This window comes from Gluconobacter sp. OJB (assembly GCF_039638275.1).
Taxonomy (GTDB): Bacteria; Pseudomonadota; Alphaproteobacteria; order Acetobacterales; family Acetobacteraceae; genus Gluconobacter; species Gluconobacter cerevisiae.
On the sequence record NZ_JBDIWH010000001.1, the window covers coordinates 2,757,645 to 2,769,210 of the forward strand.

At 60.5% G+C, this 11,566-nt stretch carries 14 protein-coding genes; 2 read left to right on the top strand and 12 right to left on the bottom strand.

What is annotated here, in order from left to right; all coding sequences use genetic code 11:
• Positions 1-67: 67 nt before the first annotated feature.
• The 3 genes from ABDK74_RS12840 to ABDK74_RS12850 form a co-directional block, all read right to left on the bottom strand.
• The gene (locus tag ABDK74_RS12840; protein WP_408874484.1) at positions 68-985 is read right to left on the bottom strand and encodes a CDP-alcohol phosphatidyltransferase family protein; all 918 of its coding nucleotides are present in this window, start codon (positions 983-985) and stop codon (positions 68-70) included.
• Positions 986-999: 14 nt separating this feature from the next.
• Positions 1,000-1,677 carry a phosphatidylserine decarboxylase gene (locus ABDK74_RS12845; RefSeq protein WP_099286851.1) on the bottom strand — a complete coding sequence of 226 codons (678 nt, stop codon included), beginning with the start codon at positions 1,675-1,677 and terminating at the stop codon, positions 1,000-1,002.
• Between the two features lie 79 nt (positions 1,678-1,756).
• Entirely contained in the window at positions 1,757-2,473 is a 717-nt protein-coding gene (locus ABDK74_RS12850) for a methyltransferase domain-containing protein (protein ID WP_346004078.1), read from the bottom strand.
• Positions 2,474-2,513: 40 nt separating this feature from the next.
• Here ABDK74_RS12850 and gloB point away from each other — a divergent pair, with 40 nt between their 5' ends.
• Positions 2,514-3,230, top strand: coding sequence for a hydroxyacylglutathione hydrolase (gloB, locus tag ABDK74_RS12855; RefSeq protein WP_194254857.1), 717 nt, complete (start codon positions 2,514-2,516; stop codon positions 3,228-3,230).
• 62 nt (positions 3,231-3,292) lie between these two features.
• Here gloB and ABDK74_RS12860 read toward each other — a convergent pair whose 3' ends face one another.
• The 8 genes from ABDK74_RS12860 to ABDK74_RS12895 form a co-directional block, all read right to left on the bottom strand.
• Complete coding sequence (locus tag ABDK74_RS12860; protein WP_194254855.1) at positions 3,293-3,442, bottom strand: DUF2474 domain-containing protein; 150 nt, start codon at positions 3,440-3,442, stop codon at positions 3,293-3,295.
• A 19-nt stretch (positions 3,443-3,461) separates the two neighbouring features.
• Entirely contained in the window at positions 3,462-4,487 is a 1,026-nt protein-coding gene (cydB, locus tag ABDK74_RS12865; protein ID WP_194254853.1) for a cytochrome d ubiquinol oxidase subunit II, read from the bottom strand.
• A gap of 5 nt (positions 4,488-4,492) precedes the next feature.
• Positions 4,493-5,932, bottom strand: a complete 1,440-nt coding sequence (locus ABDK74_RS12870) for a cytochrome ubiquinol oxidase subunit I (RefSeq protein ID WP_408874485.1) — start codon at positions 5,930-5,932, stop codon at positions 4,493-4,495.
• Positions 5,933-6,151: 219 nt separating this feature from the next.
• On the bottom strand, positions 6,152-7,210 hold the full coding sequence (locus ABDK74_RS12875) for a DUF2125 domain-containing protein (RefSeq protein WP_346004080.1): 1,059 nt from the start codon (positions 7,208-7,210) through the stop codon (positions 6,152-6,154).
• 249 nt (positions 7,211-7,459) lie between these two features.
• Positions 7,460-8,209: a lysophospholipid acyltransferase family protein gene (locus tag ABDK74_RS12880; RefSeq protein ID WP_346004235.1), complete on the bottom strand. Its 750-nt coding sequence runs from the start codon at positions 8,207-8,209 to the stop codon at positions 7,460-7,462.
• 45 nt (positions 8,210-8,254) lie between these two features.
• Positions 8,255-8,848 carry a YdcF family protein gene (locus tag ABDK74_RS12885; protein WP_346004081.1) on the bottom strand — a complete coding sequence of 198 codons (594 nt, stop codon included), beginning with the start codon at positions 8,846-8,848 and terminating at the stop codon, positions 8,255-8,257.
• A complete protein-coding gene (locus ABDK74_RS12890; protein ID WP_346004082.1) occupies positions 8,845-9,753 on the bottom strand; it encodes an FtsX-like permease family protein in 909 nt (302 codons plus the stop codon). Before ABDK74_RS12890 ends, ABDK74_RS12885 begins: the two co-directional genes overlap by 4 nt.
• Positions 9,750-10,451, bottom strand: a complete 702-nt coding sequence (locus ABDK74_RS12895) for an ATP-binding cassette domain-containing protein (protein ID WP_346004083.1) — start codon at positions 10,449-10,451, stop codon at positions 9,750-9,752. Before ABDK74_RS12895 ends, ABDK74_RS12890 begins: the two co-directional genes overlap by 4 nt.
• A 123-nt stretch (positions 10,452-10,574) precedes the next feature.
• Here ABDK74_RS12895 and ABDK74_RS12900 point away from each other — a divergent pair, with 123 nt between their 5' ends.
• On the top strand, positions 10,575-11,057 hold the full coding sequence (locus ABDK74_RS12900; protein WP_408874486.1) for a zinc-ribbon domain-containing protein: 483 nt from the start codon (positions 10,575-10,577) through the stop codon (positions 11,055-11,057).
• Between the two features lie 28 nt (positions 11,058-11,085).
• On the opposite strand, the gene ABDK74_RS12905 is transcribed toward ABDK74_RS12900, so the two are convergent.
• Positions 11,086-11,496, bottom strand: a complete 411-nt coding sequence (locus tag ABDK74_RS12905; protein ID WP_346004085.1) for a hypothetical protein — start codon at positions 11,494-11,496, stop codon at positions 11,086-11,088.
• Between the last annotated feature and the right edge of the window lie 70 nt (positions 11,497-11,566).

Consider the following 11,566-nt stretch of genomic DNA (forward strand, 5'->3'; position numbering starts at 1 on the left):
CGTTTGCTGGATATGAAAAAGGCCGCCCGGAGAACCGGGCGGCCTTTTTTGTTGGCGTTTTCTGTATTCAGGCAGGTTCTTCTTCTACCGTTTCCGACATCTCTTCCGCCGCCAGTTTCAGGCGGTGGTAAGAGCGGCGGGAGAAGGGCAGGATCGCGATATAGAGCAGTCCCGCACCGGCGAGGGCGCCCCAGGGGTCTGCGACCAGAAGGGCCGCATACAGGCCGGTTCCGAGCATCAGGGGCAGGACGTAGCGGGCCGGAACCTTGAAGTTCTTGAAGGACCAGACCGGAAGCGTCGAGACCAGCAACAGCCCTGTGACGATCAGACAGACGGCCGAGACGAGGGGCAGGCGGGCGAATGCGGCCAGACCTTCAGCATGCAGGCGGTCGGCTTCAAGGCCGAGGAAGACCGGGAACAGGACCAGTCCGGCTCCGGCAGGAGCCGGAACGCCTGTGAAGAAGCTGTAGGAATAGTCCGGCTTGTCGTCGTCATCGAGGCTGGCGTTGAAGCGGGCCAGACGCAGCGCCATGCAGACCGTGAACAGGATGCACGGGACGAAAGAATAGCGTCCGGCATGTTCGAGCGACCACATCAGCAGCACGAAGGACGGTGCGACGCCGAAGCAGACGAAGTCTGACAGACTGTCGAATTCCGCGCCGAAGCGGGTGGCGCCCTTGAGGAGGCGCGCGATGCGTCCGTCCAGTCCGTCAATGCAGGCTGCGATCAAAAGTGCTACGGCAGCGGGTTCAAACTGGTGTTCGAGCGCAAACCGCATGCCGCTGAGCCCAGCGCAGAGGCCGAGCATTGTCATGATGTTGGGGGTGAGGCGGTTGAACGACGGCCCGCGCACACGGGTGCGGGGGTTGCGGCCCATGCGGCGGAGTCTGCGTCGGATGCGGCGCTTTCGTCCAGAGGCGTTCACAGAGGCGCCAACAGATTGGGCGGGTTCGCGGGTGGGTTCAACCGTCGGAGGCGTGGTCATGTATGGCGTCTGGCTCAGAGCGTCGCCAGGACAGTTTCGCCACCAACCATGGTCTGCCCCTCCACAACCAGAGGTTCGACACCTGGCGGCAGGTAGACGTCGGTGCGGGAGCCGAAGCGGATCAGGCCGAAGCGCTCGCCTGCTTCCATGCGGTCGCCTTCTTCAACGAAGCACAGGATGCGGCGTGCGATCAGACCGGCGATCTGGACGACGCCGATATTGCGGCCATCCGGCAACGTCAGGCGCAGTTCGTTGCGTTCGTTGTGTTCGGAAGCCTTGTCGAGGCTGGCATTGAGGAATTTGCCTGCGTGATAGGCGATCTTCGTCACTTCACCGGCTGCGGGCATCCGGTTGATATGGACGTTCAGCACAGAGAGGAACGTCGAGACGCGCCAGACCGGCGTGTGTCCCATTTCCAGCGCGGGCGGCGGCGTGACGAGGGCGACGGATGTGACGCGGCCATCGGCGGAGGCCAGCACCAGATCGGCGCGTGGCGGCGGGGTGCGCTTGGGATCGCGGAAGAAGTACAGGCAGAACGCCGTGAAGGCGATGCCCGCATTGCCCAGCAGGCGCGTGGCGCGCCAAGGCGTGGCCCGTCCGATCAGTCCGACGAGCGAACCTGCGAGGAGGAAGGGAGTCGCGGCGCGGTGCGGCGGCGACAGGACAAGCTTGAAGGACTGGATCAGCGACATGGAACGCACTCTTACGGCACACGGCGGGAGGGTCAAGAATTCGCCACAAAGAAGGCGTTTTTCGGGCAGGTTTTCTGCTTCAGGCGGGTCTGGGCACCTGTTGGGGGATCGGAGGAGCCAGTTTGTCGCCGATCACGGGTATCCCAGCATAGGCGTTTTTGCGAGCCGTGACGAGGTGAACACCTCCGCAGGGCAGGCGTAGTCCGCGTCCGATCCGCTCCACGAAGCGTCCATGTGTGGTGGAAAGAACGGCAGGTGGCGCCATCAGCGCACCTGAGAGATGCTCGATCCGGAACAGGGTCTGGTCGAGCAGGCGGGTCAACTGGCGGGTGCTGTAGGGGATGCCGTGGCCGAAGGGGGTGGCATCGGTATGCGCCCAGTATCCTGAACGATTGGGAACGACCAGGATCAGAACGCCGTCATCGGTTAGGGTGCGCCAGATGGCCCGCAGAAAATCTGGCGCGATGCGCGTGAATTCGAGGCCATGAACCACAAGCACCGCATCCATTGAAAGGTCGTCGAAAGGGAGGCGGGCGCTGTCGACGATGCAGTCTCTTGGAGAGGGGCGGAGTGTTTTTTGCGTCTGGGCGTGAAGCAGGCGCGCGGAGACTGCGAATTCGGCACTTTCGGGAAGATAGGGGGCTGTGTAGCCTACGCCGAGAATGCGACGGCCCCGCATGGGGGGCATGAGACGTCGCAGACGCTCGTTGAGGAGCAGGGCTGTGCGCTGTCCCTGTCGGCTTTCATAGAAAGTGGCGGCATCCTCGGAACGGAGGCGGGCCAGAGACGTCAGCATGCAGCTACCTCATCAGCGGGACAGTCCAAGGGGAACAGTCATGCCACTTGATATCAAGCCGATTCCGGTTCTGTCGGACAATTATGCTTGGATGCTGACCACGCCGAAGGGAATGCGCGCCATCGTGGACCCCGGTGAGGCCAGGCCAATATGTGATGAAATCGGGGACGGGCGGCTCGATATGATCCTGCTGACCCATCATCACGCCGATCATACGGCTGGGACGGAAGCATTGCGGGAACGCTATGGCGCGCAGGTTTATGGGCCGCGTCAGAAGCAGGACTGGCTGCCCCGGCTGGATCATGCTGTTGAGGATGGGGACGTCGTTTCTCTGGGGAGTACACAGATTCAGGTCCTGTCCACTCCGGGTCATGCGGTTGGGCATGTGTCATATGTCGTGGCCGAGGTTCCGGCGCTGTTCTGCGGGGATGTGCTGTTCAGTCTGGGGTGTGGGCGGTTGCTGGAAGGTACGGCGCAGGAGCTGTTCGACAGCCTGCACCGGTATGACAGTCTGCCGGACAGCACGCTTGTCTGTGCGGGGCATGAATATACGCGCTCTAACCTTGCTTTCGCATTGCATGTTGATCCGGAGAACGCCGCCCTGAAGGCTCGGGCCGGGGAAGTCGAGCGTTTGCTGGAAGCCGGGCGGCCGACGCTTCCGGTCACGCTGGGCGTGGAGCGCAGGACCAATCCGTTTCTGCTCGCACCGGATGTCGCGACTTTTGCGCGGCTGCGCAGGGAAAAGGACACGTTCTGAAGGCACAAAAAAGCCCCGCTCGAAAGAGGCGGGGCTTTTTTGTGTGAGCAATCGTCAGGCCATTACCAGCCGAAGATAACCTTCTTGAGCAGTTCGGCGCCGAGGCCCACGACGATAACGCCGCCAGCCCAGATCGCCACGAACCAGCCCACACGCTTCATCCAATTCAGGAAGCCCGGTTTCTCGTCCGGCTGACCGTATTCGATGCGCATGGGGTCTGGTCCTTCGCCGTTAGTGGTAGTGATGTCCGGCGGACATTTTTCCGCGGAACACATAGTACGAATAGGCGGTGTAAGAGAGGATCAGCGGCAGGAGGAACATCGTGCCGACCAGCAGGAAGGTTTGGCTCTCCGGCGGAGAGGAGGCCTGCCAGATGGTGATGGTCGGCGGCACGATATAGGGCCACACATTGATACCCAGACCGCTGAAGCACAGGAAGAACAGGCCCAGTGTCGCGATGAACGGCAGCAGATGCGAGCGCGGGTTGCGCAGTCCGAAGAAGAGCGCTCCTGCAAGAACGACCACTGCAACCGGAACCGGCGCCACCAGAGCGAGCTGCGGCATGTCCAGCCAGTGCTGCATGTAGGTGGTGTGGAGCATGGGCGTCCAGATCGAGACGAGCGCGATCGTCACCAGCATAAGGCCGCCGAGGACGAAGGAAATCCGGCGCATCGCATCGTGCAGTTCACCTTCGCAGCGCCACAGAAGCCAGGTCGCGCCGAGCAGCGCATAGCCGATGACGACCGCAAGGCCACAGAACAGGGCGAACGGGGTGAACCAGTCAAAGCTGGACCCGACGAAGACGTTATTTTCAACTTTGATGCCCTGAACGAGCGTTCCGAGAATAACACCCTGCATGAAAGCCGCCACGAGGGAGCCGCCGCAGAACGACGTATCCCAGAAGAACTGGCTCATGGGCGATTCCGACTTGAAGCGGAACTCGAAGGAAACGCCGCGCAGGATCAGGGCCAGCAGCATGAACAGGATCGGCAGGTAAAGAGCCGGAAGGATCGTGCCATAGGCAACGGGGAAGACGCCGTAGAGCGCGGCTCCACCGAAGATCATCCAGGTTTCGTTACCGTCCCAGACGGGGGCGACAGTGTTGACCATGAGGTTGCGGTGATCGTGGTCCTTTTCCTTGAGGAAGAGGATGCCGATCCCGAGGTCGAAACCATCAAGGCAGACATAGAGGAAGATGGCGGTTGCTGCGAGCAGCGCCCAGACCACCGGGAGCCAGAAGCCGGCTGTTTCTGTCATGGTTCTTACTCCGCCATGCCAGCGCCGGCTGTCGGGCCGGACGGGGGCTGATGGGAGACCTGTGTTGTACCTGCGGCACGCTGGGGCTGGTCCTCGGCGGGGCCGTGTTCTCCCGAATGGGGTTCTTCGGCGAAGGTCCGCAGCAGGATGGTGATGCCGCCCATGAACACGATGAAATAAACGATGATGAAGGCAATCATCGACGTTGCGATGCTCGGCAGGGCGATCGGAGACACGCTGTCGGCGGTCCGCATCAGGCCATAGACTGTGAAGGGCTGACGGCCCACCTCAGTCGTGACCCAGCCACAAAGCAGGGCCAGAAATCCTGCCGGCGACATGAACAGCGCAACACGATGCAGGAGCGGCGTGTCGTACAGTTTGCCTTTCCAGCGCAGATACAGCGACCACAGACCGACCAGCACCATCAGCATGCCAAGAGCAACCATGATGCGGAAGGAGAAGAACAGCAGCGGAGAATAGGCGCGGTCTTCCTTCGGGAAGTCCTTCAGACCCGGGACCTTACCGTCGAGGCTGTGCGTCAGGATGAGCGAGCCCAGATAGGGGATGGCAATCTTATAGTGGGTCGTCTCGTTTTCCATGTCGGGAATGCCGAACAGGATTTCCGGGGCGCGGCTTTCGGATTCCCAGTCGCCTTCAAGGGCGGCGATCTTGGCGGGCTGATATTCCAGCGTGTTCAGGCCCTGCGTATCACCGGCCAGAACCTGGATCGGCGAGACGATGGCGGCCATCCACATGGCCATGGAGAACATCAGTCGGACTTGTTCGGATGCCTGACGGCCTTCGCGACGTGCCTTGAGCAGATGCCATCCGGCCACGCCCGCCACGATAAAGGCCACGCACAGGAAAGCTGCGAGGCCCATATGGACGATGCGATACGGGAAAGACGGGTTGAAGACGATCTGCCACCAGTCTACGGGCAGGAAACGTCCGGTGGCTTCGTCAATGCGATAGCCGCGGGGCGTCTGCATCCAGGAATTGGAGGACAGGATCCAGCTCATGGAAATCAGCGTACCGATCGAGACCATGCAGGTGGCTGCGAAATGCAGGCCCTTGCCGACGCGATTGAGGCCGAACATCATGACGCCGAGGAACCCGGCTTCAAGGAAGAACGCCGTCATGACCTCATAGGCCAGCATCGGGCCGAGGATCGGGCCGGCTTTCTGCGAGAAGGCCGACCAGTTCGTTCCGAATTCGTAGGACATGACGAGGCCGGAGACCACACCCATGCCGAAGACGACGGAAAAGACCTTCAGCCAGTATTTGAAGAGGTCCAGATAGGCGCTGCGGCCTGTCTTGAGCCATAGCCCTTCCAGAACAGCCAGATACGCTGCAAGACCGATTGAAAACGCCGGGAACACGATGTGAAACCCGACCGTAAACGCGAACTGGAACCGCGCCAGGAATAAAGCCGAGAGGCCAAACATTTCGGTTGCCTTCTGCATAGATGGCGAGTGGCAGATACCGTCAGAAGCAAGGCCGCTCCCTGAGGAATCTGACGCACGCAGAACGAGAATAACGAAGTTGTGATCGTTTCGTGTGTCGCCGTCTTTTGAACCCCTAGAACGTGTTTGGCTAGAGAAAGTTCTGTGTTCAGGCGGGGTTTTTGACAGAAATCAACCGGGATTTTCTGGCTTTGACAGCTTTTAGGGGGGAGAGAATTTTCCGCTGAAAAGCGCAGAAATCGCCTGTGTATCCGGGAGGATCTGCCCGTTGGTGACGGGGAGTGCCACCGAAAGAGGGGGGCCGCTTCTATGCTGTGAGGTGGAAACTTTTTCCAGCGCCTTACGAAGAGCGGCCTGAAAGTCTGGTGCGAGGTGCGACTCTATTTCCGGATGGTCCAGAAGGCGGGTTGCGAGTTCCTGCCAGTGGGTGAGAGTGAGGGTGAGCGTTCCGGTTTGATTGGGGAGGGTGATGCTCCCTGACAGCGTGATGTGACTGTCTGTGGACGCTGGTGAGGCTGAGGCGTCCTGAAGCAGGAGCCGTTCGTATGAGGCCGGGTCGAGAAATGAGCGGTCTGTGGAAGATCCGGATGCTGTCAGAGCGAGCGCAAGATGCGTCTGATGCAGGTCGGTGGAGTTCCCGTAGGGTAGTGGAAACCCGGACAGTTTTGCGGCCTTTGCCTCTACGCCAAGCCGTGTCGCACCGGCGGAAGCTTCAGGAAAGCGGATGAGGCGTCCGGAGAGGTTTTTCGCGAAAATATGCCTGTCTGGCCAATGCCCGGAAAAGGCAAGTTGAAGCTGTGACGCTGAAAATCGCAGATCTTCAGGACTTCTGAAGCGGATCTGAACACCCGACGTCAGAACAGTCAGGATTCTATCATTCAGGACAAGCCGTGCAGCCTGATGTCCCTTCAGGGAAACGGGAAGTCCCGCGTGAAGCAGGGAGGCCCAAGATCCTCCAAGGCAAAGATGCTCTCCGGCCCAGCCGGCATCATAGGGCGCGTCGGAGGACGTCGGGTGCGTGGCGCCCAGATGGTCCAGCTCCACCCATGCGCCGAACGGCCAGCCGCCTCTGTGGAACGGAGTCGCATGAACGGACCAGCCGTTTTCGCGTGCGGTGGTGATGGCAGCTTGAGCGGTGGCTTCCAGCCTGTGGATCGTGTGATGCCAGCAGAGTGTATCGAGTAAGGCCGATATTGCGAGAATTGCAATCAATACCACAGCATATCTGCTGTAACGGACAGTAAAGAACGAACGATCCATTGAGAATCTCTTTTCGGGAGGGACTGCGGGATTGGTCAACCCCTGTCTGTTTTATCCCCAGCCGGAGAGAGTGCTTCGGGAATGCCGGAAAATGCGTCCACGGGCCGGTTTGTGAGAAAAGCTACGGAGGTTGTGAGGTAATGAAAACCGCAGAAAATCAAAGAATATGGAGATCTTGTTAATGGTCAAATGCTGGAAGCGCGCAGTTTTTGGAAGGCTATTGAAAGATTTCAGTTTTTTGCAGCCAGATTATGCGTTTTCCGGGTCCACAGAGTTATCCACAGGATTTCTGGGCAAGGCGTGGGTTGTGCACAGTTCGTCCCACGCGCTTTCCAGTGCCTCGGTAAAGGCTTTGCGTTCCTGCTGGGGTGGGAGGGGCTGACCGATCACGACGTGAAGAGTTCCCGGACGTTTGAACCAGGGGTTTCGGTCCCAAAAGAGCCCTGAATCGGTTGCGACGGGCACGACGGGGACGTTGGTCTGCCGGGCCAGAGCGATGATACCGGGCTGGATCGTCTGGCGTTCACCGGGCAGCGTGCGGGTGCCTTCGGGGAAGATGATGATCTGGCGACCCGCGTCATGAGCCGATTTTGCATCCTGCATCATGGTGCGCAGGGCTTTCGAACCGGCTTTCCGGTCAACGGAGATCATGCCGGTCAGGAGCAGCATCGGGCCAACGACGGGAATGCGCGTCAGTTCCGTTTTGATGATGTAGTCGGGGCGGTCAACGAGGGTCATCCAGATGAAGCCATCGAAGAAGGACTGATGCTGCGATGCGATCAGCAGCGGCCCGGGCGGTAGGTTCTCCTGGCCTGTGATCTCGATGCGGACCGAAGAGATCCGGGTAAAGCCGAACAGAACGGCGCGTGCCCAGAGTTTTGCGTAGAACAGGGCCAGGTCCTGATTTTTCATCAGGCGGATCGGGATGGTCCCGAGGCCCATGAACAGGGTGATCCAGAAGAGATAGAGGTTGAACAGGACGCCGCGCAGAATGCTCATCATGGTGTTCTGCACACCAGAAAATCCTGTCCGGCACAAGGGCTGTCAGGCGCCATCCAGTCCTTCACGGCCATCTGGAAGACCTGTCAGGACGCCGATTTCGGCTCCGAGGAGCTTGTTGTATTCCCGAAACATCAGGAAGAGCGTTCTGCGCGAAAGGGGGCCTTGCAGGGCGAGAGGTACCACCGGATAGGCGATGAGGTCCAGATCGGGTGCGGTGCGGTGGATTTCGAGAATAGCCCGGCGGATATGATAGCCAGAGGTGACGACGAGAAGGCGGTGGAGCCGGTTGTCTCTTGCCCACTCGGCGGTCTCGTGGGCGTTACCGATTGTGCTGGTAGCGCGGCGGCCCAGCGTGATGCGTGCTGCCAGAGGCGAGGACAGGGTTTCCTGCTGAAGGTGCAGGATATGTTGCAACGTGACATGGGGGCCGACCCCCGAAATCAGTAGCAGAGGTCCGTATCCGCCCCGCAGAAGCGTAATGGCCGTATCGACGCGCTGTTCTCCACCGGTCAGCGCGACGATGCCATCGCAGACAGTGGCGGTGACGGGAGGGCTGATGGCGTCCTGAACAAACCATGCGAATCCTGCCAGCCAGAGACCTCCCAGCGCCACACATGCCTGGAAGAGGCGTGTCATGGCAGACGCCGGAGCCAGACGAGCACGACTGTCTGTGCGGTGAGCCAGCCCAGGCAGGCGGCGATCAGGGGCAGGGCACCGAGTTCTTCAAGGAGCATGCGTGGCAGGACGTGCAGGGTGCCACACCATGTTGCGAACAGGGTGTCCCATGTGTTGGTGGGAGAGGCGGCTGGAGGTGTGCCATGTGAAAAAGGTGTGAGCCTCTGGGCCAGCATGGTGATGACCGGGCTCAGGAGCAGCAGGCCGACGAGCCCTCCGGCGAGGCTGAGCAGCGCTGCCCGTCCTGCGATCCTGCTGGAGATGGTCAGGTCTCCTGCTCCAAGGAAATGGACGATTTCGACAGCCTTGCGCTGGGCCATGACGGAACGGCGGACGGTCATGCCGACTGAAAGAACCGCAATGGCCGCGATGAGGCTTACGGCCAGCCATGCACAGGCGATCAGGCTGCTTCCCAGGCCGTTGAGGCGTTCACCCCAGCGGCGGTCTTCTTCCACAACGGCTTCGGGCAGCACGCTGTGTACGATCGCACCCAGATCAGGGGTACCGGTATGGGCAACGATCAGAACAACAGGCAGTGAGAGGCCGGGAAGGCCTGCGCTGTCAGAGACCTGTCCCAACCACGGTGCGAGAAGAGTCTGGACCTCCTTGGCGGGGAGTTCGCGGACTGTCGTGACATCGGGCGTTTTGTTCAGGGTCTGGATCAGGGTGTGGGTGCGGTCTTCAAGCTGGGGCGTGTCGGCCGGGATCTCGATTGTGGTTGCGTTGCGGGCGGCACCGGACCAGCTTTCGGCGAGGGTCTGTACCCCTGCAAGCCCGGCGAGGGAGAGGCCTGCGAGCAGGGTCATGAGTGCGACGAGAAGCGGCAGGCTGCCTGAACGCAGTCCGGGGGAGACCGGGGCACTCATGAGTGTTCTGTCCGTCGAGTGGAAGTTCCGTTCTGAGCGTCAGTATTTGCGATCGTGCCGTCCTGAAGGACGATCGAGGCTGCTGGAGCTTCGCGGACCAAGGCCTCGTTATGGGTGGCGACGATGACGGTCGTGCCCATTTCGATCAGTTCCTGAAACGTCGTCAGAAGGCGTCTGGCCTGCGCGTCTTCGAGCGCATTGGTGGGTTCATCGGCGAGCAGGAGTTCTGGGCGGCCGATCAGGGCGCGGGCAATGGCTGTACGCTGCTGCTCACCGCCGGACAGGGCGCCGGGGCGCTTATCGGCGAGATGGGCCACATCCAGCCATTCCAGTACGGCGAACGCCTCGCGTCTGGTGTCGCGCTCGGAAGCGCCGCGCAGTCTGAGCGGGAGAGCCACATTGTCGAACACCGTCCATTCCCCGATCAGGCGATAGTCCTGAGGAACAAACCCGATTCTTCGACGCAGGTTTCGCAGCGTTGCGCGGCTGGCGTGGCTGACGGACACACCGAGCATGTCCATCTGGCCGGCAGATGGGCGTGTTTCCAGCGTCAGGAGGCGCAGAAGACTCGACTTGCCAGCTCCTGATGGTCCGAGCAGCCAGCGAAACTCTCCCTGCGGCACGGAAAGAGTCAGGTTCCGCAAGACCGGCTGTCCTACGCCGGGGGGCATCATCGAGACATTCAGGAGGCGAATCATGACGCTTTCATTGAAAACTGGAGCAATTTATTAACCATTTAATAACGATCATTTCGTCATAACAGGCAAGTACATCGATCAGGCTAGGCCGGATCGGAGCTGGCTGTCGAAGGGATTGATTGAATGCGCATTGAATGCCCCCACTGTCATGCGGTCTTTGAAGTACCGGAGGCGATGGCAAAAGGGGTTAAGCGTCTGCGCTGCGCCAATTGTGGAGACAGTTGGGCAATGACTGGCTCTGCGGCGGCGCAGGAGTCTGTCCCCGAGGTCGCGCCGACTGTCTTTGAAGTTCCGGAGGAGGAGAACGACAGCAAGCCTGCTGTGGTGGAGGTTTCTTCGACTGGTTCCGAGGGAGCTTTCCTGGCGACCGGGGCGATGGCGGGGCGAAACGCTGAGCGCCGTTCGGCTGTCCTGCATTCCCGCTCAGCCGGTGACGTGCAGGCACGGGCTGAACTGGAGGGGCCGTCGATGATCGGGTCTGCCGGTCTCTGGGTTGCGGCCTGGGGGGGCAGTCTTGTCTTGGCAGGCTCCGGAGTGGCTGCGTTGTGGTACTGGAAGGGAGCGGGCGTGTTCGGTTTTCTTCCGGGGATCGGACATTTTTCCTGAACCCCGTTTTGATTGGCCCCCGCGGGTTTTACATGTTGCGGGCGGCGAGTGCCGAGAATGTGGCACCGATGGCGGCTATGGCCATAAGCATGATGCCGTCGAAGATGAGGGAGCCCGGTGTGATGAGATGGCTGCCGATCTGAAGATGGTTCGGAAGGGTTCCGGCGACATGATTCATGATGTCGCGTGCCTGTGGGTCGGCACTGGCTGCGCTGGTTGTGATCGCATTGACGATATGCGGAAGAATATACCAGCCTAGGCCCAGAATTAGCAGGAGAGGTGCCATGAGTTCGGCAATCTGCTGGGCCAGATAGAAGGCAAAATAGCAGACGGACCACACGCCTATCCGGATCATCGACGATGTTGTGAGCGATGACTCGCTTCGGTTTCTGTTACCGAGGAGACGATCCGTGATATGGGGCGGGGGCTGCATGTCCATGAGATATGGCTTCCAGTGGTCCGGCAACGGGAGTTAGTGTTCGTCCCTGAAAGCGGACGAATGGTTCACT